At 63.5% G+C, this 21178-nt stretch carries 25 protein-coding genes; 12 read left to right on the plus strand and 13 right to left on the minus strand.

Features of this window, described 5'->3' with window-relative positions:
* Positions 1–29 precede the first annotated feature (29 nt).
* From ACIGJE_RS14390 to ACIGJE_RS14405, 4 genes are all read right to left on the minus strand, one after another.
* Positions 30–1241 carry an NADP-dependent isocitrate dehydrogenase gene (locus tag ACIGJE_RS14390; RefSeq protein WP_367626974.1) on the minus strand — a complete coding sequence of 404 codons (1212 nt, stop codon included), beginning with the start codon at positions 1239–1241 and terminating at the stop codon, positions 30–32.
* A gap of 114 nt (positions 1242–1355) precedes the next feature.
* On the minus strand, positions 1356–2000 hold the full coding sequence (locus ACIGJE_RS14395; RefSeq protein WP_483677780.1) for a glutathione S-transferase family protein: 645 nt from the start codon (positions 1998–2000) through the stop codon (positions 1356–1358).
* Positions 2001–2277: 277 nt separating this feature from the next.
* Positions 2278–4518, minus strand: a complete 2241-nt coding sequence (locus tag ACIGJE_RS14400) for an NADP-dependent isocitrate dehydrogenase (protein ID WP_367626972.1) — start codon at positions 4516–4518, stop codon at positions 2278–2280.
* A 341-nt stretch (positions 4519–4859) separates the two neighbouring features.
* A complete protein-coding gene (locus ACIGJE_RS14405) occupies positions 4860–5108 on the minus strand; it encodes a hypothetical protein (RefSeq protein ID WP_068294903.1) in 249 nt (82 codons plus the stop codon).
* Between the two features lie 254 nt (positions 5109–5362).
* Between ACIGJE_RS14405 and ACIGJE_RS14410 the strand changes: the two genes are divergently transcribed.
* The 8 genes from ACIGJE_RS14410 to ACIGJE_RS14445 all read left to right on the plus strand — a co-directional run bounded on the left by ACIGJE_RS14410 (position 5363) and on the right by ACIGJE_RS14445 (position 10397).
* Positions 5363–6109, plus strand: a complete 747-nt coding sequence (locus ACIGJE_RS14410) for an RNA methyltransferase (protein ID WP_367626970.1) — start codon at positions 5363–5365, stop codon at positions 6107–6109.
* A gap of 73 nt (positions 6110–6182) precedes the next feature.
* Entirely contained in the window at positions 6183–6680 is a 498-nt protein-coding gene (locus ACIGJE_RS14415; protein ID WP_415085692.1) for a CYTH domain-containing protein, read from the plus strand.
* Between the two features lie 248 nt (positions 6681–6928).
* Positions 6929–7750 carry a glutamate racemase gene (murI, locus tag ACIGJE_RS14420; RefSeq protein WP_311938736.1) on the plus strand — a complete coding sequence of 274 codons (822 nt, stop codon included), beginning with the start codon at positions 6929–6931 and terminating at the stop codon, positions 7748–7750.
* 154 nt (positions 7751–7904) lie between these two features.
* The gene (locus tag ACIGJE_RS14425) at positions 7905–8159 is read left to right on the plus strand and encodes a PsiF family protein (RefSeq protein WP_068294909.1); all 255 of its coding nucleotides are present in this window, start codon (positions 7905–7907) and stop codon (positions 8157–8159) included.
* 28 nt (positions 8160–8187) lie between these two features.
* Positions 8188–8433 (plus strand): GlsB/YeaQ/YmgE family stress response membrane protein, encoded by a 246-nt coding sequence (locus tag ACIGJE_RS14430; RefSeq protein ID WP_311938738.1) that lies wholly within the window; start codon positions 8188–8190, stop codon positions 8431–8433.
* A gap of 267 nt (positions 8434–8700) precedes the next feature.
* Positions 8701–9264, plus strand: coding sequence for a DUF4337 family protein (locus ACIGJE_RS14435; RefSeq protein ID WP_311938740.1), 564 nt, complete (start codon positions 8701–8703; stop codon positions 9262–9264).
* 40 nt (positions 9265–9304) lie between these two features.
* The gene (locus tag ACIGJE_RS14440; protein WP_311938741.1) at positions 9305–10009 is read left to right on the plus strand and encodes a hypothetical protein; all 705 of its coding nucleotides are present in this window, start codon (positions 9305–9307) and stop codon (positions 10007–10009) included.
* A gap of 106 nt (positions 10010–10115) precedes the next feature.
* Positions 10116–10397 carry a hypothetical protein gene (locus ACIGJE_RS14445; protein ID WP_311938743.1) on the plus strand — a complete coding sequence of 94 codons (282 nt, stop codon included), beginning with the start codon at positions 10116–10118 and terminating at the stop codon, positions 10395–10397.
* Between the two features lie 63 nt (positions 10398–10460).
* On the opposite strand, the gene ACIGJE_RS14450 is transcribed toward ACIGJE_RS14445, so the two are convergent.
* Genes ACIGJE_RS14450 through ACIGJE_RS14460 form a run of 3 tightly spaced genes read right to left on the minus strand, consistent with a single transcriptional unit; the run spans position 10461 to position 12569 of the window.
* The gene (locus ACIGJE_RS14450) at positions 10461–11171 is read right to left on the minus strand and encodes a DUF930 domain-containing protein (RefSeq protein WP_311938745.1); all 711 of its coding nucleotides are present in this window, start codon (positions 11169–11171) and stop codon (positions 10461–10463) included.
* A 3-nt stretch (positions 11172–11174) separates the two neighbouring features.
* A complete protein-coding gene (locus ACIGJE_RS14455) occupies positions 11175–12191 on the minus strand; it encodes a serine hydrolase domain-containing protein (protein WP_311938748.1) in 1017 nt (338 codons plus the stop codon).
* Positions 12192–12206: 15 nt separating this feature from the next.
* Positions 12207–12569, minus strand: coding sequence for a hypothetical protein (locus ACIGJE_RS14460; RefSeq protein WP_367626962.1), 363 nt, complete (start codon positions 12567–12569; stop codon positions 12207–12209).
* A gap of 462 nt (positions 12570–13031) precedes the next feature.
* Between ACIGJE_RS14460 and rpsD the strand changes: the two genes are divergently transcribed.
* Both rpsD and ACIGJE_RS14470 read left to right on the plus strand, forming a co-directional pair.
* On the plus strand, positions 13032–13649 hold the full coding sequence (rpsD, locus tag ACIGJE_RS14465; RefSeq protein WP_068294931.1) for a 30S ribosomal protein S4: 618 nt from the start codon (positions 13032–13034) through the stop codon (positions 13647–13649).
* A 295-nt stretch (positions 13650–13944) separates the two neighbouring features.
* Positions 13945–14583: a glutathione S-transferase family protein gene (locus ACIGJE_RS14470; protein ID WP_311938753.1), complete on the plus strand. Its 639-nt coding sequence runs from the start codon at positions 13945–13947 to the stop codon at positions 14581–14583.
* Positions 14584–14597: 14 nt separating this feature from the next.
* On the opposite strand, the gene ACIGJE_RS14475 is transcribed toward ACIGJE_RS14470, so the two are convergent.
* A complete protein-coding gene (locus tag ACIGJE_RS14475; RefSeq protein ID WP_440726032.1) occupies positions 14598–15524 on the minus strand; it encodes a LysR family transcriptional regulator in 927 nt (308 codons plus the stop codon).
* A gap of 87 nt (positions 15525–15611) precedes the next feature.
* Between ACIGJE_RS14475 and ACIGJE_RS14480 the strand changes: the two genes are divergently transcribed.
* On the plus strand, positions 15612–16520 hold the full coding sequence (locus ACIGJE_RS14480) for a DMT family transporter (protein ID WP_311938757.1): 909 nt from the start codon (positions 15612–15614) through the stop codon (positions 16518–16520).
* Between the two features lie 37 nt (positions 16521–16557).
* On the opposite strand, the gene ACIGJE_RS14485 is transcribed toward ACIGJE_RS14480, so the two are convergent.
* From ACIGJE_RS14485 to purL, 4 genes are all read right to left on the minus strand, one after another.
* On the minus strand, positions 16558–16863 hold the full coding sequence (locus tag ACIGJE_RS14485) for a putative quinol monooxygenase (RefSeq protein WP_311938759.1): 306 nt from the start codon (positions 16861–16863) through the stop codon (positions 16558–16560).
* A gap of 91 nt (positions 16864–16954) precedes the next feature.
* Complete coding sequence (gene grxD, locus ACIGJE_RS14490) at positions 16955–17296, minus strand: Grx4 family monothiol glutaredoxin (protein WP_311938761.1); 342 nt, start codon at positions 17294–17296, stop codon at positions 16955–16957.
* A gap of 104 nt (positions 17297–17400) precedes the next feature.
* Positions 17401–17631 (minus strand): BolA/IbaG family iron-sulfur metabolism protein, encoded by a 231-nt coding sequence (locus ACIGJE_RS14495; RefSeq protein ID WP_105862715.1) that lies wholly within the window; start codon positions 17629–17631, stop codon positions 17401–17403.
* A 28-nt stretch (positions 17632–17659) separates the two neighbouring features.
* Positions 17660–19882 (minus strand): phosphoribosylformylglycinamidine synthase subunit PurL, encoded by a 2223-nt coding sequence (gene purL / locus ACIGJE_RS14500; RefSeq protein ID WP_311938763.1) that lies wholly within the window; start codon positions 19880–19882, stop codon positions 17660–17662.
* 238 nt (positions 19883–20120) lie between these two features.
* Between purL and ACIGJE_RS14505 the strand changes: the two genes are divergently transcribed.
* The gene (locus ACIGJE_RS14505) at positions 20121–20357 is read left to right on the plus strand and encodes an Lrp/AsnC ligand binding domain-containing protein (RefSeq protein ID WP_068294951.1); all 237 of its coding nucleotides are present in this window, start codon (positions 20121–20123) and stop codon (positions 20355–20357) included.
* Between the two features lie 81 nt (positions 20358–20438).
* Here the strand turns inward: ACIGJE_RS14505 and ACIGJE_RS14510 are convergent, their stop codons facing one another.
* Positions 20439–20903 carry a hypothetical protein gene (locus ACIGJE_RS14510; RefSeq protein ID WP_311938765.1) on the minus strand — a complete coding sequence of 155 codons (465 nt, stop codon included), beginning with the start codon at positions 20901–20903 and terminating at the stop codon, positions 20439–20441.
* Between the last annotated feature and the right edge of the window lie 275 nt (positions 20904–21178).

A 21178-nucleotide genomic window follows, 5' to 3' on the forward strand; every position in this document is an offset into this window, starting at 1 on the left:
CCTGTCGCTGAGAAGCCCGCGCTCCAGCGTCAGGCCATGGCCTTCTTGAGGTTCTCGTCGATCTTGTCGAGGAAGCCGGTGGTCGACAGCCAGCTCTGGTCGGGACCGACCAGCAGGGCCAGGTCCTTGGTCATGAAGCCGGTCTCGACGGTTGAGACGCAGACCTTCTCCAGCGTGGCGGCGAATTTGGCGAGCTCGGCATTGTCGTCGAGCTTGGCGCGATGGGCAAGGCCCCGCGTCCAGGCGAAGATCGAGGCGATGGAGTTGGTCGAGGTCTCCTTGCCCTTCTGGTGTTCGCGGTAGTGGCGCGTCACCGTGCCGTGGGCAGCTTCGGCTTCCACCGTCTTGCCGTCGGGGCTGAGCAGCACGGAGGTCATCAGCCCGAGCGAGCCGAAGCCCTGGGCCACGATGTCGGACTGCACGTCGCCGTCATAGTTCTTGCAGGCCCAGACATAGCCGCCCGACCATTTCAGCGCGGAAGCGACCATGTCGTCGATCAGGCGGTGCTCATAGGTCAGCTTGCGCTTGTCGAACTCGGCCTTGAATTCATTGGCGAAGACTTCGGCGAAGATGTCCTTGAAGCGCCCGTCATAGACCTTGAGAATGGTGTTCTTGGTCGACAGGTAGACCGGGAAATTGCGCTGCAGGCCGTAATTGAACGAGGCGCGCGCAAACTCGCGGATCGATTCGTCGAGGTTGTACATGGCGAGCGCCACGCCATCGCCCGGCGACTTGAAGACTTCCTTCTCGATCACCGAGCCGTCCTCGCCGACGAATTTGATGGTCAGCGTACCCTTGCCGGGGAAACGGAAGTCGGTGGCGCGATACTGGTCGCCGAAGGCATGGCGGCCGACGACGATGGGCTGAGTCCAGCCCGGTACCAGGCGCGGCACGTTGCGGCAGATGATGGGCTCGCGGAAGATCACGCCGCCGAGGATGTTGCGGATGGTGCCGTTGGGCGACTTCCACATCTCCTGGAGATTGAACTCCTTCACGCGGGCCTCGTCCGGCGTGATGGTGGCGCATTTCACGGCCACGCCATGGCGCTTGGTGGCCTCGGCCGCCTCGACGGTGACCCTGTCGCGGGTCTTGTCCCGGTTCTCGATGCTGAGGTCGTAATAGTCGAGCTGGAGGTCGAGATAGGGGAAGATCAGCTTGTCCTTGATCTGCTGCCAGATGATCCGGGTCATCTCGTCGCCGTCCATATCGACGACCGGATTGGCCACCTTGATCTTCGCCATCGTACAAGCCTCATTGATTGGGAAATATCGGCGGGGCTATAGCACCGCGATCCGGCTGGGGGAAGTTCGGCCGGCGATGGCGCCTGTTGTTTTTGCCGGGCAGAAAACGGGCGATTATTGGGGGGACTGCGCCTGCTTGGCCTCAGCGACCAGCTTGTCGTCGATCTCGCGAGCCCGGATGGCGGCAGGACGGCCGGCGATTCGCTGCCAATAGGCGGCGAGGGCCGGGCGCGGTTCGATCGTCTTGAACATCAGGCCCCAGCCGACCTGCGAGCCGAAATAGACGTCCGCCGCCGAGAAGCGATCGCCGGCGATGAACTCGTTCTGGGAGACGGCATAGTCGAGCGCGTCGATCACGTCGGCATAGCAGCCATAGCCGACCATGCGCTTGCGCTCGTCGGGGATCTCGATGTTCAACGCCTTGTTGGTCACTGCCGCCTCGACCGGGCCGGCCGCGAAGAACATCCAGCGATAATAGAGGCCGCGCTGCGGGGAGCCTGGTGGGGGCGCCAGTTCGGCCTGCGGAAAGGCATCGGCGAGATAGGCGCAGACGGCGCCGCCCTCGGTGACGACCACGCCGCGATGTGCAATCGCGGGTACCTTGCCCATCGGATTGAGGGCGAGATAGTCGGCCGATTTCATGCTGGTGCCGAAGTCGAGGATCTCGGTGCGATAGGGCTGGCCGGTTTCCTCGAGCATCCAGCGGGCAATGCGGCCGCGCGACATCGGATTGGTATAGAAGACGAGTTCATCGCTCATGGGGCTTGTCCTGCTGGAAGTGGTGGCGGGAGCATAGCCATGCAACCGGATTTGGCCAGGGCAATGCCGGCCGGCCGGGACCGCGAGCGAGGAACGCGCAGGGCTTGAGTGCCTATGACGGTGCAATGCCGCCCCAGTGGGGGCCGTACCGGCATGGGCACACTGCCAGCACCACATTTGTATTAAGCGGGAGTGGGAGTGTCAGCCTCCGGCCGACACTCCGCATGTCCCGCCTTCCTTCATGCAAGCGCAACTGTCGGTTGGGCTAAACTCGGCTCTATGCTGCTCCCGCTTGCGCCAGCACGGCGTTGAGGGTGGCGCTCGGCCGCATCACCGCCTCGCATTTCTGCCGGTCGGGCAGATAATAGCCGCCGATATCCGCGGGCTTGCCTTGCACGGCTGCGAGCTCGGCCAGGATCTTGGCCTCGTCGCGCGCCAGCGCCTCGGCCAGCGGCTTGAACTGCGCCTGCAGGGCCGGGTCCTCCGTCTGGGCGGCAAGTTCCTGGGCCCAGTACAGGGCCAGATAGAATTGGCTGCCGCGATTGTCCAATTCGCCGGTGCGGGGCGAGGGGGACTTCCTGTTGTCCAGGAGCTTGCCGGTGGCGGAGTCCAACGTCTTGGCGAGCAGCTTGGCCTTGGCATTGCCCGTCTTGATGCCGAGATCCTCGAGCGAGACCGCCAGCGCCAGGAACTCGCCCAGCGAATCCCAGCGCAGATGGTTTTCCTCCACCAATTGCTGCACGTGTTTGGGCGCCGAGCCGCCGGCGCCCGTTTCATACATGCCGCCGCCGGCCATCAGGGGCACGATGGACAGCATCTTGGCCGAGGTGCCGAGTTCCATGATGGGGAAGAGATCGGTGAGATAATCGCGCAGGATGTTGCCGGTGACGGAAATCGTATCCAGGCCGCGGATCACGCGCTCCAGCGTGTAGCGCATGGCGCGCACCTGGCTCATGATCTGGATGTCGAGGCCGGTGGTGTCGTGCTCGGCGAGATAGGCCTTCACTTTGGCGATCAGCTGCGCCTCGTGCGGGCGATAGGGGTCCAGCCAGAACAGAGCGGGCATGCCGGAATTGCGGGCGCGCGTGACCGCGAGCTTGACCCAGTCGCGAACGGCGGCGTCCTTGACCTGGCACATGCGCCAGATGTCCCCCTGCTCGACTGTTTCGCTCAGCAGCACCTCGCCGGTCGCGAGATCGGTGATGTTGGCCACGCCGTCCTCGGGGACCTCGAAGGTCTTGTCGTGCGAGCCATATTCCTCGGCCTGCTGCGCCATCAGCCCGACATTCGGCACGGTGCCCATGGTGCGTGGATCGAAGGCACCATGCCATTTACAGAAATTGATCATCTCCTGGTAGATGCGGGCGAAAGTGCTTTCCGGCATCACGGCCTTGACGTCCTTCAGCCGGCCGTCGGCACCCCACATCTTGCCGCCATTGCGGATCATGGCGGGCATGGAGGCGTCCACGATGATGTCGTTGGGCGAGTGGAAATTGGTGATTCCCTTGGCCGAGTCGACCATCGCCAGTTCCGGCCGGTGCTCGTGGCAGGCATGCAGGTCGCGCTTGATCTCGTCCTGCAGGCTTTGCGGCAGGGTTGCGATCTTGTTGTAGAGGTCGACCATGCCGTTGTTGACGTTGACGCCGAGCTCGTCGAACAGCTTGCCATGCTTGGCGAAGGCATCGCGGTAGAAGATCTTCACGCAATGGCCGAACACGATGGGGTGCGATACCTTCATCATCGTGGCCTTCACATGGAGCGAGAACATCACCCCGGTCTTGTGCGCGTCCTCGATCTGCTTCTCGTAGAAATCCAGCAGCGCCTTCTTGCTCATGAACATGGAATCGATGATCTCGCCGTCCTGCAGCGAGACTTTGGGCTTGAGGACGATGGTCTTGCCGCTGGTGGTGATCAGCTCCATCTTCACGTCGCGCGCCTTGTCGAGCGTCATCGACTTCTCGCCATGGTAGAAGTCGCCATCATGCATGTGGGAGACATGCGTGCGCGAGGCCTGGCTCCATTCGGCCATGCTGTGCGGGTTCTTGCGCGCGTAGTTCTTCACCGCCAGCGGCGCGCGGCGATCCGAATTGCCCTCGCGCAGCACCGGGTTCACGGCGCTGCCGATACATTTGGCGTAGCGGGCGCGGATCGCCTTTTCCTCGTCCGATTTCGGGTTCTCGGGATAGTCCGGGATGTTGTAGCCCTTGGCCTGCAATTCCCGGATCGCGGCCGTCAACTGCGCTACCGAGGCACTGATATTGGGCAACTTGATGATGTTGGTGTCGGGCAGCAGCGTCAACCGGCCGAGCTCCGCGAGATTGTCGGGAACGCGCTGCGCATCGGTCAGGAATTCCGGAAATTCGCCGAGGATGCGACCGGCAACCGAGATGTCGCTGGTGGTGACGTCGATGCCGGCGGGCGCCGCGAAGGTGCGGACGATGGGCAGGAAGGCGGCCGTTGCCAAAGCCGGGGCTTCATCGGTCAGCGTGTAGATGATGGTGGGAGGTGTGGCGCTCATACGCTGGCTTCCTTGGTCGGTCGGAATCAGGGCAACAAAAGGCGCTCACGCCGACACATGGGCCGGCGCTGAGTGCTCCGCGAATTGCAGGACGGGGATGGTCAGGGGGCGTGTCTTTCCGGCAACGGGTGACCTCGATGCGACGATCTCGACGACTTGGCGCTCGATGACCTCCTGAAACTGCCACCTGCTTCCGGCTTCGGCAACTGATTTATGCCGCAGCCCTGGGCCATGCCACGGTTGCCGAGAGGGCAGGATCGGCACGGCAAAACACTCCCGGAGCAGCGCTCACGGGAGTGTCGGCAGATCGTCTGGGATTGAGGGGGACCGGGAGGCTGCGGTCAGTTGCACACTTCGCGGGTGCGATAGATGTAGCTCTGCGCATAATCGTCCCAGACGCGATAGCTCACCGTCCGGCAATCGTAATAGGTCGTGCGGCTATAGGTCTGGGTTACGCGATAGGAATTGGAGTAGGTGGGATAATTGTAGCCGCTCGCATAGCCATTGTCGCAATCATCGGCGAAGGACGAAGCGGTGGCGGCGGTGAAGGCCGTGGCAGCGAAAGCGAGGGTCAGAAAGATCTTGCGCATAATCGTGGTCCTTTAAGCCGGGCTTCCTGCCCTTGTTGATGAAGGCATCCTAGCGACGCAGATCCGGCCCGGCGGTGCGTTCGGGCACATTGGCTCGGCCACCGATCGGCGGCGTGTATCCGCGGGAACATGGACCGTCCCGGTTCGGGGGCTTGCAAAGAAGCTGTCTTTATCCGCCGAATGGTCTATGCAGCCCGGACTTTTCCTGTTTTCGGGCCTTTTTCGTGATGTCTCAGTCGAATGCGAGCACTGCCGTGACGCCTCCCGCCGTGATCCTGGTCCGCCCCCAGCTCGCCGAGAATATCGGAATGTGCGCCCGCGCGATGATGAATTTCGGCCTCAGCGAGATGCGCCTGGTCTCCCCGCGCGACGGCTGGCCGAAAAAGGGCGCGCGTCAGGCTTCCTCTGGCGCCTCGGCCGTGCTGGACAATGCCAAGCTGTTCGAGACGACCGAAGAGGCCATCGCCGATCTCAATTACGTCTTCGCCACCACGGCGCGCGAGCGCGGCCAGATGAAGGATATCTTCGCCGCCGACGAAGGGGCCGGCAGAATGCTGGCCCTGGCGGGAGAGGGCGCCCGCAGCGGCATCCTGTTCGGGCCCGAGCGCATGGGGCTTTCCAACGACGACGTCGCCCTGGCCGATGCCATCATCTCCTTCCCGGTCAGCCCGGCCTTCAAGTCGATCAATCTCGCCCAGGCGGTGCTGCTGGTCGGCTATGAATGGTGGAAACTGGTCTCGGGCGGCGGAGCGCCGATCGCACCCACCCGCAGCTCGCCGCCGGCGACGCGCGAGCACATGCTGGCCTTCTTCGACTATCTGGAAGGGGAACTCGACGCCGTCTCCTTCTTCTATCCGCCCGAAAAGCGTGAGGTGATGGTGCGCAATTTCCGCAACATCTGGCACCGGCTGGCGATGACCGAGCAGGACGTCCAGACCCTGCGTGGTGCGGTGGCCTCGCTCGTCGGCAGCCGGAACGGCACGCGAATCAAGCGCGATTGAACCGGGGCGAGCGCGGAACACCTGTCGCAGGCCCTCGCTAGGCTGCGCCCATTTCCATCGGAATGGGTGTTGCATGGCTGTCGAGATCGAACGCAAATTCCTCGTCCGCAACGACGATTGGCGCCCGCAGGTTCGAGGCTCCGCCGTCATCCGGCAGGGCTATTTCTGCCGCACGCCTCTGTTGCGGGCACGCATCCGCATCTATGGCGACAAGGGCTTCATCACGCTCAAGAGCGAACCGGGCACGCGCAGCCGTCATGAGTTCGAATATGAGATCCCGCAATCCGACGCCGCCGAGATCATCCGGCGTTTTTCGATCGAGCCTTTGGTCACCAAGACGCGCCACGACGTCGACCATGCTGGATTGCGCTGGGCCGTCGACGTCTTCACCGGCCCCAATCACGGGCTGGTGCTGGCCGAAGTCGAGCTTGAGCACGAGGACCAGCCCGTTCCATTGCCTGACTGGGTCGGCGAGGAAGTGACGGGCGACCGGCGCTACGGCAATTCGAACTTGGCGCGTTTTCCCTTTGCAAGCTGGGGTGAGGAATTGCTGCCGGCTGATGTCCTGTGAGGAAATTATCGCGCGTGCCGCTTTGGGATCAAAAAAAGATCACGATCGCAACGCTTCATTCACTCATCTGGGTTTGAATAGGCGTGCGCCCGGTTGGGTAGTGCGTACGGGCAACCAATATGCAGCGATTGATTCCGGATGGCATCGATCATTCCGAAGAGCGTCCCATGAAGGCTAGCCTTCTCGGGCAAACTAGTTTGCCCCACAGGGTCGACCTTCTGGCTGGCACGGTTTATGGAGCTGCGGTCATGTCTGACCGCGCTCCAACTGTCCTTGTCTTTGATTCCGGCCTTGGCGGCCTCACCGTATTTTCAGAATTGCGAGCGACGCTTTCCGGCGCGCGCTTCGTCTATGCCGCCGACGACGCCGTTTTTCCCTATGGCCGCCTTGCCGAAGGCGTCGTGGTCGAGCGCGTCGTCGAGGTGATGGAGCGGCTGATCCCGCGTTACCAGCCGTCCCAGGTAGTCATTGCCTGCAACACGATCTCCACCGTCGTCCTGCCCGTGCTGCGCCAGCGCTTCGCGGTGCCTTTCGTCGGCACCGTGCCCGCGATCAAGCCCGCCGCTGCGTTGACGCAGACAGGGCGGGTGGCGATCCTGGCGACGCCGGGCACCGTCAAACGCGACTATACGCGTGAGCTGATCCGTTCCTTCGCCGCCACGATCGAGGTGGAACTCGTCGGCGCGGTGGGACTGGCCAGCCTGGCGGAAGCCGTCTTGCGTGGCCAGCCCGTCGAGGATGCTGCGATTGCCCGCGAGATCGCACCCTGTTTCGTCGATCGCGACGGCAAGCGGACTGACGTGGTGGTGCTGGCCTGTACGCATTATCCCCTGGTGCTGGAAGCGATGAAGCGGGTGGCGCCCTGGCCGGTTACCTGGCTCGATCCCGCCCCGGCCATCGCGCGTCGCGCTGCCGATCTCGCTGGCTCGATTCCGGCGCGCACGGTGGTGGAAGACGGCCTGGCCGTGTTCACCGGCGGCGCGGGACTGACCGACGACCTCAAGGCGGTGCTTGCCGCCCGCGGCCTGCCGGCCATCGCCGTCGAGGCCATGCCGCCGCGCTGGCATTAGACATCGCGCCGAAAACGGACGCCGGTTTTCGCTTAAAACGATGCGCCCTGGTGCTCCACCCTATACTTTGGGATGTATCGCAACGTCATTGTGTTGGTGTGGGAACGGTGGCAACCTGCGGTTGGGTTGGGGGCTCAACCTGGAAACGCTCATCATGAAGATCAGCACGCTGTTGGCCTCCGTCGTCGTCGCGGGATTTGTCGCGACCGGTGCTCTTGCGCAGACCGCAACGCCTGCGCCTTCCACGCCCCCCGCCGCGACGACCGCTCCCGCAAAAGCCAAGACAAAGGCCCCGCAATCGGCGGCATCGCAGGCCTGTTCCGCTCAGGCTGATGCCAAGGGGCTCCATGGCAAGGATCGCAAGAAGTTCCGTCAGTCCTGCATGAAGAGCGGGGGCAAGGCTGGTTGAGGCTTAACCTCATCGTCGGAGGTGTGCCATGCATCTGCTCACGTTCCTGATCGTAGGAGTCATCGCCGGCTGGCTTGCCGGCATGCTCGTCAGCGGGGGCGGTTTCGGCCTCATTGGCGATCTCATCGTCGGCGTGGTCGGCTCGTTCATCGGTGGCTTCTTGCAGCCCCACATTCCCATTCATGTCGGGAGTGCGATCGTGAATGAAATCGTCTTCGCGGTCGTTGGGGCCGTCATCCTGCTTCTTGCACTGCGATTGCTGAAGCGAGCCTAGCCTCGATCCGAGAGCAATGCGCCGGAGCCGGCGCCGTAGAAAGGGCATGCGACCTTGAAGTGTCGCATGCCCTTTTCCGTTGGCGAGGCCGATCCCGGCCCGGCGGCCCCTTACGCTTTTTGTAGTTTCCTCCATGGCGTGCAGGCGCTCCTGTCGCGGCTGAGAACCGGAGGTGACCAAAGGCCGGGCTCTTCAGCCGATTGACCTCATGGCACGCTCCTTGCGACGAGGCGCTCCAGCGACTGTTGAATGTCGATGGATGGAGCGATGGAAGACACGACGCAGGAACATCTCGAGCACGCCGAACATGCCGAACATGCGGCCCATGAGGGCAATCCCTTCCTGATCACGGTATCGGTCACGATTGCCGTCCTCGCCGTACTGGCCGCCACCATCGGCAGTTTCGAGTCGCTGGAGACCGCCGAGGCCATCAACGACAAGAGCGAGGCAGCCTATCTGCAGAACAGGGCCAGCGATCAGTGGGCCTTCTATCAGGCCAAGAGCATCAAGAAGAACGCCTATGAGATCGCGGCCGCGGGCGGGGGGCCGAGCAAGGACGACTTTCTTGCCAAGGCCAAGCACAACGACGACGACGCCAAGGCGATTCAGACCCAGGCCGTCGAGATCGAAGGCCATGTCGACGCCAAGTTGCGCGACAGCGAGGTACGGGCCCATCGCCACCATGTCCTCACCCTGGCGGTAACGCTGCTGCATGTCGCCATCGCGGTGGCGACGCTCTCGATCATCACCCGCGGCAGGCGCTGGCCCTGGCTGTGCTCCCTGGCGCTCGGAGCGCTGGGCCTGGTGGCCGCCGCCTTCGCCTATGTCTGATTTTCGCTCTCCAATCGAGCCTGTTCCCCCCGAGGTTCCCATGCGTGAACGCCATATCGTCTTTCGACATCGGGCGCTCGATTTCTGGCTGGCGCGCGGCGCCGTTCTGGTCATCGTGTGCCTGCAATTGCTGGTGATCAACCAGCTTTCCTTCGGTCCTCGCTGGCTAGCCCCGGCCGTCGAGCTGATATTGCTGATCCCGCTGTCGATCGCCACGGCATGGACGCAGGCCGGTATCCGCAATGCGGTGGCCGATCACCACTGGCAGGCGGTCAATCGCTTTCGCATCCTGATCCGCCGGACGGCCCTCATCCTGACGGCCGTCATCAGCTTCATGAATTGCGGCGCCTTGTTTCTGCTGGTGCGGGCCTTGATCGAAGGCCACGCCGGCAACGGCACGACCCTGCTGATCGATGCGCTCAACATCTGGGTGACCAACATCATCGTCTTCACCCTGTGGTTCTGGAGCACGGATCGCGGTGGACCGCCGACCTGCGGCCTGGTCGAGCGTGCCCGCTCCGATTTCCTGTTTCCGCAGATGACCTTGAACGATCCGCATCTGCGTGACTGGCTGCCGGGCTTCGTGGACTATCTGTTCCTGGCCTTCACCAATGCCACGGCATTCTCCCCGACGGACACGATGCCGCTGACCCCGAGGGCCAAGCTGTTGATGCTCGCCGAGGCGATGATTTCGCTCCTGACGGTCGCCCTCGTGGCCGCCCGGGCGGTCAACATATTGGCCTGAGATTGCGGGCGGCATTGGAACCTCTTCCTCTCAAATCTCCGGTGAAGGGCCATCATGGCATGATGCCGATGGACCGCCGGGCATCGACGATGTCGGGATGTTCGCCATGACCTTTCAACCCTTGTCCCATGACGAGCACCCAACCATCGTGGCGGCCGAATTCAAGCGCATCAGGAGCAGCCTGACCGACAACGAAGCCCTGCTTCTGGCCTGCCTCACCAATGTGCTCAATGAACTGCCCGCCTGGCTCGATGGCGACTATGTCGTCGGCAGCGCGCTCGATCATGCGCAGGCGGTCATCAACGCCATGCTGGACGGTTCGGGATTGGCGCCGATCTCGGCGCAAACCTATGAACGCGCCGACGCACTGCGGCATGACGAGACATAGCCCCGAACCATGGGGCAGGGGGCGGCTCCGAGGGGCGGTATTGCAAGCCGTTTTGCATCGGCTTCAGTCGTCCGGCTTGTCGCTCGCGGGCAGGTTGAAACGTTCCCAGTCCTTCCTGGGTATGGTTGCACCGGCCTGGAATGCGAACGCTGAGACCCTGGCAAGGTCCGCAGTGAGGTCGCAGCGATATTTCAAGGCGAACCACTGCTTCCGGCTCCGGAAAGCAGCGCCGTCGGCCGTGATGCCGGCATCTCCCACCCTCGTTTCCGCCCGTGCATAGGCGATCGTGAGGTCGGGCTCGAGATCATGGTTCCAGGCCCGCAACTGGGCCATCGCCTCGATGTTGCACAATTGCTCCATGCGCTCGTCACGGCCGAGAAGGGGCAGCATCTTCCGGGCTTGCCGGTTGCGTGGTCCTGCCAAAGCGAGGTCGGACAAGATCTTCCGGGCCTCGATCATCGCCGGTGGCGGTGGCGGTGGCGGTGGCAGGGCTTCGCTCGGCCTGGGAGGGGGCGCTCCTTCCTGCGGAACGCTCTCCGCCGAGGGGGCCTGCGCCTGCGGTCTGGCCGGCAGCGCAGGAGGCTGCGGCGCTGGCGCCGCCGGCTTTGGTATTTCCGCGACGAATTCGACCTCGATGCTGTTTTCTGGAGGCTGTTCCAGCGGAGCGGGCCGAGGAAGCAGGAACAGCAGGGCAAGGGCGATGGCATGCAGCAGCAGCGCCGCCGGCAGACCGAAGGATATGGTACGATTCTGCGAGAGCGTGGCGGCAGGCATCGCTCAGGGAGCGGCCGTGGCGATCTGCTGCATCAGCACCATGAAATCCTTCATATGGATGCCGGCCGGATTCTGCGCCGGATCGACGGTCTGCACCATGACGAGGCGTTTTGTCGGAATATAGGCAAGGAATTGCCCGCCATAGCCTGCTGCCATGGCCGCGCCTTCGCCCCAGTTCTCGGAAGGCAGGGACCACCATAGATAGCCGTAGGCACTCTTGCGCTTGGGCACGGGAGAATAGGCGGCGGTGGACCGGCGAACCCAGTCGGCGGGGACGATCTGGCGGCCGTTCCAGCGGCCCTGGTTGAGGAAGAGCAGGCCGAAGCGCGCAAGGTCCCTTGCGCTCATGCGGAAGGGATAGGCCGGATGGTGCGACTGGGGCGACAGAACGTAGCGCCCGTCACGGGCCGAAAAGTCCTCCATGCCGATCGGGCGGGCGATGCGCTTGTCGAAACTCGTGAAGATGTCTTCGCCACCCGCTTGGCGATAGATCGTACCGAGGACGTTGAAGTCCCAATTGTTGTAGAACCAGAACGTACCGTGCGGATGGCTTCCGCGTGCCGGGCGCTTATTGCGGATGTCCGCGGTCTCATAGGCGGCAGGATGGTAGACACCGGATCGGGCCATCAAGAGGTCGCGGATATCAGCCTGCTTTTCGGCGGCGGTCAGGGCTGGCGAGGTATCGTCGATACCGAGCTTTTCCAGGCTGTCGCCAAGCGAGATCTTGCCCTCACCGACGGCAATGCCGTAGAGCGCGCTGAGGAGGCTTTTGCGCACCGAGGCGACGTTGACGCGCCGGCTGAGGTCGCCGGCGCTGGCGATGATATGGTCGTCCCGGATCACGGCCAGGGCAGTCGGGTGGTGGGTCGCAGCAAAGGCGGTGACAGCCTTGGCGATTTCGTCGGTCCAGCCGTTTTCGGCCGGGGCGGTCTGCCAATGTCGGCCGGGTTCGGCCCGTGCCGGGGAGGACGGGCCGATGATGCAGGCGATGAGGAGTGCGAGGATGGGGAGCCGCCTCATCGCTCCGCGTCCGGTCTATTCGACGGTTACTGCGATGAAATCCTCGTAGATCTCGACATTGATCAGCGGCGATCCGTTGATGACGGCCTCCGCCGCAGAGGCACTGATGCGGCCGCGATTGAGCATGCTCTCCAGCCGCGCGCGGTTTTCCTTGCTGGAGAAGAAGCGGTCGGGTTCGTCTTCCCTGTCGCGATGATAGCCCAGATAGAAATTGGCGCGGTCCTGCCGGATGATCGCGGCGACGGAGGTCAATCTTTCGCCATTCGTGTTGAAATGATCGGCGCTGGAGAGGCGGGCCGTATAGGTTTCGAGCGGTGCTGCACTGGCAAAGCTCAACGAGGCCGCCAGAAATGCAGCGGAGAGAAAAAGGGTTTTCATCAATGAAGACTCACATGGGCCGAGTTTGCTCAAGCTAGTCACCCGCCATGCTACTGTCGAGTTGCCCAGGATACAGGGACAGGGCAATCGGGTGAAAAGGTTGGGGTCATCCCGGATCTGCACCGCAGCACGCAATGATGCGGTGAAGATCCGGGACCGTGAGCCGACTTTGATGCATCATCGAGATGGTCCCGTGTCTGCGACGCAGCATTTCGTGCTGCATCACGCACGGGATGACGCTATTTTTCGTTCACCCGATTGCCCCGGATACAGGCAAGCGGATCCTGTCTTGGAATTGACATGCGGCGATCTTTCGACTAAGCGAACGCCACACGCGGGGCCTTCGGGTCCCGCGTGATGTTTTACGCTCCCGTGACGGCCGGTTCTCCGGCTGTCTGTCGCCCGGGTTCCGGGAGAGGAGGGCGCGTTCCTCATAAACTTCGCAAACCATAGAGGACGCGAATGTCGAAGCGCCATAACGCTAAGTACAAGATCGATCGCCGCCTTGGCGAGAATATCTGGGGTCGCCCGAAGAGCCCCGTCAATCGCCGCGAGTACGGTCCGGGCCAGCACGGCCAGCGCCGCAAGGGCAAGATGTCCGACTTCGGCACCCAGCTCCGCGCCAAGCAGAAGCTGAAGGGCTATTACGGCTCGATCTCGGAAAAGCAGTTCCGCAAGATCTATGAAGAAGCTCGCCGCCTGAAGGGCGACAGCTCCGCCAACCTCATCGGCCTGCTCGAGCAGCGCCTGGATGCGGTGGTGTATCGCTCCAAGTTCGTGCCGACCGTGTTCGCTGCTCGCCAGTTCGTCAGCCACGGCCACGTCAAGGTCAACGGCCGCCGCGTCAACATCCCCTCCTACAAGGTCAGGCCGGGCGATGTCGTCGAGGTCAAGGAAGCCTCCAAGCAGCTCGTGCTGGTGCTCGAGGCCGTTGCTTCAGGCGAGCGCGACGTTCCCGACTACATCGAAGTCGATCATTCCAAGCTGACCGCCAAGTATGTCCGCGTTCCCACGCTGCAGGACGTGCCTTATCCGGTCCAGATGGAACCGAACCTGGTCGTCGAATTCTATTCGCGCTAAGCGAATACGAGTTGAAAGACTACATGAGGGCCGCCATTTTGGCGGCCCTTTTTCTTGGCCGGTCTGACTGCGCACTCTGGAAGGTCCGCAAATCGGGATGGCCGTATTGCAAAAAGATCATGCGACACGCCGGCTCAGTCGCTTATGGTCGGATCTGACGAGCCGGCGAAACAAGCAAGAACAGCGGCAGGGGCTGCACATAACCAATAAGTAAGAGGTTGGGGCGGTCTTTCGCGATCGCCGCAAAATGTCGGGAGGTGACCGGCCTGCAGCCGGTCGATGCTAAGAGGTCTGTATGGTTTACACGCTTTGGGGCGAACCGGATTCCGGCTCTTTCATGGTCGAGGCCGCTTTGGCCGAGGCGGGGCAGGACGTTCACCTGATCGATATCGATCTGACCAAGGACGAGCAGCACAACGCTCAATATCTTGCGATCAATCCATTGGGTAAGATCCCGGCGCTGCGCTTCAACGACGGAACCACGATCGTACAGTCGGCTGCCATTCTGCTGGCTTTGAGCGAAGAACATCCCGAAGCGCGATTGATGCCGGCTCTTGATGCCCCGGACCGCCGCCATGCCCTGCGCTGGCTGATCCATGTGGCGGCCGAGATCTATCCTCTCATCGAACTCTACGACTATCCCTTGCGATTTGCTCCGCCCGAGACGCATGAGACCGCAATGCGTTCGCGTGTGCGCCAGCGCATCCGCGAACGCTGGCAATTGGTGGAGCAGGCGGCCAGCGCCGAAGGCAGCTTCCTGTTGTCGGGCTTTTCGGCCATCGATCTCGCCATCGCCGCCATCAGCAATTGGGCGATCGGCAATGAATGGCGCGCCAGGGAATGCCCGAAGCTGACCCGCATCGCCGAGACCGTGGCGCAGCGGCCTGTCATCGCGCCGATCTGGCGCCGGCATTTCGGCGAGCAGGAGAACTGAGCGGGGCGGCTCGCTCAGCCCTTCCGCCCCGGAGCGGTAAAGGCTGCGATATCAGCCTCGTCGTGGCCCGCCTCGCGCAGAAGGCGTCCGGCAAGCTCCGCGGCGGGGGCCCGCAGGGCCTCGTCCGAGCGGATCAGATGAAAAGCCACGTGGTAATCGATCGTTCGGTCTGAAACCGGCACCAGGCGTCCGTCCGCCAGGGCGGCGCTGGAAAGAGGCGGGCGCGCCAGCGCGATGCCCAGCCCCTGGCAGCAGGCATCGATGACCAGATTATAGTCCTCGAAGCGGCGGTCCTGGCCACGCGGCACATAATCCACGCCTTCCGGCGACAGCCAGCGCCGCCATCCCTCGATATTGGAATCGTGCAGGATCGGCAGTTCGAGCAGAGCCTGCGCGTCCTTGCCGTGCCGCAGGCGTTCGGCGAGGGCCGGGGAGGCGATCGGAAAGGCCTCCTCCCGCCAGAGCTGCACGCCACGCACGCCGGCCCAAGGTCCCTTGCCGCAGCGTATCGCCAGATCGCTGCCTTCGCCGAGATCCGCCAAGCGATGTTCGAGGACCAGTTCAAGATGGATGTCGCTGCCTTCCAAACGGGCAAGGCGGGGAAACAGCCAGAGCGAGGCGACCGAGGGCGTCACCGACAGGCGTACCACCGCCTTGGCGCGGCGGGGCGACCAGCGCTCGCCACTATTGCCGAGCAGTGCCAGGGCCTCCTCTGTCCGGGCGAAGAAGCGCATGCCCTCCGGCGTCAGGTTGACACCGCGGGCCTTGCGTTCGAACAGGCGTACGCCCATCCAGCGCTCCAGGCGCGACACCTGACGGGAGACCGCGCCATGGGTGACGCCGCTCTCCTCAGCCGCAGCCGAGAAGGAGCCGAGGCGTGCCGCGCGCGCGAAGGTTTCGAGCGTGTCGAGCGGCGGAAGGCTGGGCGAGCTGTGAACCATGGACACACAAGATCATTGATTGAGGTGCTTTTCAAGCACGGCAAACGGAGATAGGTCACGGAGGTCACTGAGAGTCGGGAGACGATAATGAGCAGCGTGGCCTGTGAAGCCGAGGCAACCAAAAAGAAGAGCGGATTCGACGCGGTCGCCTTCGGCGCCATTCTGGTGACCATTCTCTCCTGGGCCTCGTCCTTCGCGCTGATCCGCGTCTGCCTGACGGCCCTGACGCCGATGGAGCTTGCCGCAGCGCGCTATGTCGCGGCGGGGGCCATCGGTCTGGCCTATCTGGTGGCTGTGCGTCCGCCCATGCCGCTGCCGCGGGACTTCCTGCGCCTAGCCATTGCTGCCGTGTTGTTCATTGCCGTCTATGCCGTGCTGCTCAACACCGGCGAGCAGACCGTGCCGGCCGGCCCTGCCAGCTTCATCATCAACACCATGCCGGTGCTCACCGCCCTGATTGCGATCTTCGCGCTCGGCGAGCGTTTCGGGCGCTGGGGCTGGGTGGGTACCGCCACCTCTTTCGCCGGCGTCGCGCTGATCGCCGTGGCGACGGATACGGGCTTCAAGCTCGATCCCAATGCGCTGATGATCTTCGGGGCTGCGGTGTGCGCCGCCATTGCCAGCGTGCTGCAGAAGCCGCTGCTCGGGCGGTTCCCGGCCCTGGCGATCACGGCCTGGATCCTGTTCATCGGCGCCTTGCCGTTGCTGCCGGCGGTGCCCACCACGCTCCGCGCCATGGCGGTCGCCCCGGCCGAGGTCAACTGGGCGGTCGCCTATCTCGTGATCTTTCCCACCGCCATCGGCTATGTCACCTGGGCCATCGCCCTCAAGCGGCTTTCGGCGGCGCGGGCTTCCAACTTCCTTTATGGCGTGCCGCCCACGGCCACGCTGATCGGCTTCCTCTGGCTCGGCGAGGTGCCGACGCCCGTCGGCATGCTGGGCGGCGCGCTGGCGATCCTCGGCGTGGTGATCGTCAACGTAATGAAGGGCCGGTAACATAGGGGCTGGTCTGGAGACCAGCCCCTATCTCGCCTCATGTCGGGCGGGGCGTGCCGATCTCGTAACAGTGCAGATTGCGTTCGCCGATGCCGAGTGCGGGCCAGCTCGCCCGCCACTCTGCGATGTGCCGCGAGGCGAAATGGCGGTCAAGGGCAACTGCATCACGCCAGATCTCCTTCACATGGATGAGACCGGCATCGAGCACGTCCTCGGCGTAGGAATATTCCTCGCAGCCCTCCTCGGCACGGCTGCTCTCCACCATGCGTTTCATGGCTGGGCGCGCCGCGGCCAGGTTGGCGGCCGGCAGGCGCACGGTTCCGACGATCAGCAATTTGCTCATGGGTCTCTCCCGATCTGGCCCTGCCCAAAGAAAAAGCCAGGCTTTGAAAGCCTGGCTTGGTATCGCGGCAAGCTTGCTGTTGCGGCGGCGATCAGGCCTTGGCCGGCGCCTTTACCGAAATGTTCTTTTCCTGCAGGAAGGTTACCAGCTCACCCGACTGGAACATTTCGCGGGCGATGTCGCAGCCGCCGACGAACTCGCCCTTGACGTAGAGCTGCGGCACGGTCGGCCAGTTCGAAAAGTCCTTGATGCCGCTGCGCAGATCGGGATTCTGCAGCACGTCATGGTCCTTGTAGTCGACTCCGAGATAATCGAGAATCTGCACGACTTGCCCGGAGAACCCGCACATCGGGAACGCCTTGTTGCCCTTCATGAAGAGCACGACGTCATTGGACTTGATCTCGTTTTCGATGAAGGTGGCGATGTCGCTCATGGCTCAATCTCGATCTTGGTAATGCTGGATCTGACGCGGATAATGCCAAGTATGTAAGCACACTCGCGCCCAATGTCAGGGCTCAACCTAACATAATTTATCGATCAGGGGGCACTCGTGGAGAGCGCAAGCGCGTGCAGCACGCCGCCCATCTTGCCCTTGAGCGCCGCATAGACCATCTGGTGCTGCTGCACGCGGGATTTGCCCCGGAACGCTTCGGAAATCACCGTCGCGGCGTAGTGATCGCCATCCCCAGCGAGATCGCGAATTTCGATCTTCGCATCGGGGAAGCTTTCCTTGATCATCGCTTCAATGTCGGCGGCCGGCATCGGCATTGGAATTGGGTCCTCTTCAGGCGACTTGTCAGGCAGCTTGGCGCGCTGAGCCCATCAAGGTCGGCAGGAACGATTCGTGACGCTCGCTCAGCGCCGAAACCAGGATGGGCCGGCCTTCGGGCAGGATCAAGGCATTGCCGCCGGTTGTGCCCAGCGTGGTGACCGGCACGCCGGCTTCGGTTGCGGCCTTGGCGAAGGCCTCGGCCTTGTCGGCGGCCAGGGCGACGACGTAGCGGGCTTGATCTTCGCCATACCAGAAGGCATGCGGTTCGCCGCCCTGCGGCGCCTGTGACAGGTCGGCACCGATGCCACGCCCCAAGGCCATTTCCGCGACGGCGACGGCGAGGCCGCCATCGGAGACGTCGTGACAGGTCTTGAGATTTCCGGCGCGGATCTGGCCGCGGATGAAGTCGCCATGGCGCTTCTCGACGGTGAGGTCGACCGGCGGCGGTGCACCTTCCTCACGCTTCAGGATCTCGGCGAGCCAGATGGACTGGCCGAGCCAGGTGCCGGGGCCGCCGACCAGCATGACGGTCTCGCCCTCGGCCTTGAAGGCGATCGAAGCCGTCACGGCCACGTCGTCGACGAGACCGACGCCGCCGATGGTCGGGGTCGGCAGGATGCCGCGGCCGTTGGTCTCGTTGTAGAGCGAGACATTGCCGGAGACGATGGGGAAATCGAGGGCGCGGCAGGCCTGCCCGATACCGTCGAGGCAGCCGACGAACTGGCCCATGATGTCGGGGCGCTCGGGATTGCCGAAATTGAGGTTGTCGGTCACGGCGAGCGGCAGGCCGCCCACGGCGGAAATGTTGCGCCAGGCCTCGGCGACGGCCTGCTTGCCGCCTTCGACGGGATCGGCCTCGCAATAGCGCGGGGTCACGTCCGACGTCATTGCCAGTCCCTTGGGGCCGTCGAGCACGCGCACGACCGCAGCATCGCCGCCAGGCGTCTGGATCGAATTGCCGAGGATCAGCGTGTCATATTGCTCGTAGACCCAGCGCTTGGACGCCAGTTCCGGCGAGCCGATCAGGCTGAGCAGTGCCTCGCCCGTCGACAGATTGGTCTTGAGCGAGCCGGCTTCGAGCACGGGCTGCTTGGGCGAGGGGACATGGGGGCGATCATAGAGCGGCGCCTCGTCGCCCAGTTCCTTGATCGGCAGGTCCGCCTTCAGATCGCCATTGTGGAAGATGCGGAAGCGCAGGTCGTCCGTGGTCTTGCCGACCACGGCGAAGTCGAGGCCCCATTTGCGGAAGATCGCCTCGGCCTCGGCTTCCTTGCCGGGCTTGAGCACCATGAGCATGCGCTCCTGGCTTTCAGACAGCATCATCTCATAGGCGGTCATGCCGGCCTCGCGCACCGGCACCTTGTCGAGGTGGAGCTCGATGCCGAGATCGCCCTTGGCGCCCATCTCCACGGCCGAGCAGGTGAGGCCGGCCGCGCCCATGTCCTGGATGGCGATGATGGCGTCGGTCGCCATCAGTTCCAGGCAGGCTTCGAGCAGGAGCTTCTCGGCGAAGGGGTCGCCGACCTGCACGGTGGGGCGCTTCTCCTCGGATTTGTCGTCGAACTCGGCCGAAGCCATGGTGGCGCCGTGGATGCCGTCGCGGCCGGTCTTGGAGCCGAGATAGACGATGGGATTCCCCACGCCGGTAGCCTTGGCGTAGAAGATCTTGTCCTGCTCGGCGAGGCCGAGGGCGAAGGCGTTGACCAGGATGTTGCCGTCATAGCGGGTGTGGAAGCGCACCTGGCCGCCCACCGTCGGCACACCGAAGGAATTGCCGTAACCGCCGACGCCGGCGACCACGCCGGAGACGAGGTGCTGGGTCTTGGGATGATCGGGCGCACCGAAGGAGAGCGCATTCATGCAGGCGATCGGGCGCGCGCCCATGGTAAAAACGTCGCGCAGGATGCCGCCCACGCCCGTCGTCGCACCCTGATAGGGCTCGATATAGGAGGGGTGGTTGTGGCTCTCCATCTTGAAGACGGCGGCGAGGCCATCCCCGATGTCGATCACGCCGGCATTCTCGCCCGGGCCCTGGATCACGCATTTGCCGGTGACGGGCAGCTTCTTCAGATGGAGGCGCGAGGACTTGTAGGAGCAATGCTCGTTCCACATCGCCGAGAAGATGCCGAGCTCGGTGAAGGTCGGCTCGCGTCCGATCAACTCCAGGATCCGCTGATACTCATCCGGCTTCAGCCCGTGCTGGGCGATGAGTTCGGCTGTGATGGCGGGTTCCGAGTGGGCGGACATGCCGGGTCGATCTCCTGTCAAGGCAGCGCTTCGGCAGGGGGAACGGCGGACGGCCCATGGCTCCGGCCGGCAAGCCCCAGCACAGCGCTCCAGCGCTTCTGTTCACGGCAGGCGATAGGGGTATCCGAGCCGAATGTAAACCATTGATCGCGTATACGGGCCGCGAACCGCATTGACACCGCAACTTTGTTGGCCTTCCTGTGGGCGGACACTCGTTTCCAGTCTCGGAGTATCGGCGATGCGGACGTTTTTCGTGGAGATCAAATGCCAGCTCGGCCGCACCTATGAGGTCGCCAGCGCACTGGCCGAAGCCGAAATCGCCTCGGAGATCTATTCGATCGCCGGCGACTTCGACGTGCTCGCCAAATTCTACGTCAATGACGATGTCGATATCGGCCATTTCGTCGGTGAGAAGGTGCAGTCCATCCCCGGTATCGCCAATACGCGCACGGTCCTGACCTATCGCGCCTTCTGAGGGGCTGAAACCCTCAAATGCAAAATGGCGGCTTCGAGCCGCCATTTTTCGATGTGCCGAATGAAGCTTGAGAGCCGTCGGTCAGCTCTGACCCATGGCTTCCGGCAGTGTGGCCCACTGCGTGACGCGATTGCCGTCAGCGCAACGTTCGGCCGCCTTGCTGCCGGAGATCACGTCGCCCGTATGCGAGCCATTGGTGACGATCAGGAAGACCTGCTGGCCGCTGCCGGAGTCGGCGCTGACGCAAGCGGCATATTGGTCGGGATGGACTTTTGCCGCGGCCGGCGTGCGCCAGCCGTTGGAGATGCGCGCATCGGTGATGCGGCCGGGAACGAGTTGGGTCAGCTTGTGGGCCAGGGTTGCCCGGCCGGCCTGCGGCACGGGGAACTGCTGGGTGCCGTCCGCCGTGACGACCGGCTGCTGGTTGGAAACGTCTGGCCGGCCGGCTTCGCCGGAACGCGGACCGCAGGCGGCCAGCACCAGCGAAAGCGCAACGGCCCCGGACAAGCCCCAAGCAAGACGCTGACGGGAAGAATGATGGTTCATATGCCTGCTCCAGTGCACCGAAATCAGAATCGCACCACCCTGGCGGGCTGGCAACCCGCTGTGTGCCTGCGCACCACCTGAAATGAATCACCGGCGCAGGATGTGCCAAAACGCACACGCAATAGCAGATTCATGCAGAACTTCTGCGACAACGTTAACGGCCCGGCAAAGCGGGATAGAATCTTGCGTGCGAGCACACTTGGCATGGCTGGAACGCGCCTGGAGCATGCGGGGCGTCGGAATGACCAAGCTGTCGACGTGGTAGCGCCGGACAA

Source organism: Labrys sp. E2SS-1L (assembly GCF_057073705.1).

Coding starts and splice junctions, on each gene's coding strand:
- ACIGJE_RS14390 (WP_367626974.1), bottom strand. CDS start 1,241: ATGGCGAAGATCAAGGTGGCCAATCCGGTCGTCGATATGGACGGCGAC.
- ACIGJE_RS14395 (WP_483677780.1), bottom strand. CDS start 2,000: ATGAGCGATGAACTCGTCTTCTATACCAATCCGATGTCGCGCGGCCGC.
- ACIGJE_RS14400 (WP_367626972.1), bottom strand. CDS start 4,518: ATGAGCGCCACACCTCCCACCATCATCTACACGCTGACCGATGAAGCC.
- ACIGJE_RS14405 (WP_068294903.1), bottom strand. CDS start 5,108: ATGCGCAAGATCTTTCTGACCCTCGCTTTCGCTGCCACGGCCTTCACC.
- ACIGJE_RS14415 (WP_415085692.1), top strand. CDS start 6,183: ATGGCTGTCGAGATCGAACGCAAATTCCTCGTCCGCAACGACGATTGG.
- murI (WP_311938736.1), top strand. CDS start 6,929: ATGTCTGACCGCGCTCCAACTGTCCTTGTCTTTGATTCCGGCCTTGGC.
- ACIGJE_RS14425 (WP_068294909.1), top strand. CDS start 7,905: ATGAAGATCAGCACGCTGTTGGCCTCCGTCGTCGTCGCGGGATTTGTC.
- ACIGJE_RS14430 (WP_311938738.1), top strand. CDS start 8,188: ATGCATCTGCTCACGTTCCTGATCGTAGGAGTCATCGCCGGCTGGCTT.
- ACIGJE_RS14435 (WP_311938740.1), top strand. CDS start 8,701: ATGGAAGACACGACGCAGGAACATCTCGAGCACGCCGAACATGCCGAA.
- ACIGJE_RS14440 (WP_311938741.1), top strand. CDS start 9,305: ATGCGTGAACGCCATATCGTCTTTCGACATCGGGCGCTCGATTTCTGG.
- ACIGJE_RS14445 (WP_311938743.1), top strand. CDS start 10,116: ATGACCTTTCAACCCTTGTCCCATGACGAGCACCCAACCATCGTGGCG.
- ACIGJE_RS14450 (WP_311938745.1), bottom strand. CDS start 11,171: ATGCCTGCCGCCACGCTCTCGCAGAATCGTACCATATCCTTCGGTCTG.
- ACIGJE_RS14455 (WP_311938748.1), bottom strand. CDS start 12,191: ATGAGGCGGCTCCCCATCCTCGCACTCCTCATCGCCTGCATCATCGGC.
- ACIGJE_RS14460 (WP_367626962.1), bottom strand. CDS start 12,569: ATGAAAACCCTTTTTCTCTCCGCTGCATTTCTGGCGGCCTCGTTGAGC.
- rpsD (WP_068294931.1), top strand. CDS start 13,032: ATGTCGAAGCGCCATAACGCTAAGTACAAGATCGATCGCCGCCTTGGC.
- ACIGJE_RS14470 (WP_311938753.1), top strand. CDS start 13,945: ATGGTTTACACGCTTTGGGGCGAACCGGATTCCGGCTCTTTCATGGTC.
- ACIGJE_RS14475 (WP_440726032.1), bottom strand. CDS start 15,524: ATGGTTCACAGCTCGCCCAGCCTTCCGCCGCTCGACACGCTCGAAACC.
- ACIGJE_RS14480 (WP_311938757.1), top strand. CDS start 15,612: ATGAGCAGCGTGGCCTGTGAAGCCGAGGCAACCAAAAAGAAGAGCGGA.
- ACIGJE_RS14485 (WP_311938759.1), bottom strand. CDS start 16,863: ATGAGCAAATTGCTGATCGTCGGAACCGTGCGCCTGCCGGCCGCCAAC.
- grxD (WP_311938761.1), bottom strand. CDS start 17,296: ATGAGCGACATCGCCACCTTCATCGAAAACGAGATCAAGTCCAATGAC.
- ACIGJE_RS14495 (WP_105862715.1), bottom strand. CDS start 17,631: ATGCCGATGCCGGCCGCCGACATTGAAGCGATGATCAAGGAAAGCTTC.
- purL (WP_311938763.1), bottom strand. CDS start 19,882: ATGTCCGCCCACTCGGAACCCGCCATCACAGCCGAACTCATCGCCCAG.
- ACIGJE_RS14505 (WP_068294951.1), top strand. CDS start 20,121: ATGCGGACGTTTTTCGTGGAGATCAAATGCCAGCTCGGCCGCACCTAT.
- ACIGJE_RS14510 (WP_311938765.1), bottom strand. CDS start 20,903: ATGAACCATCATTCTTCCCGTCAGCGTCTTGCTTGGGGCTTGTCCGGG.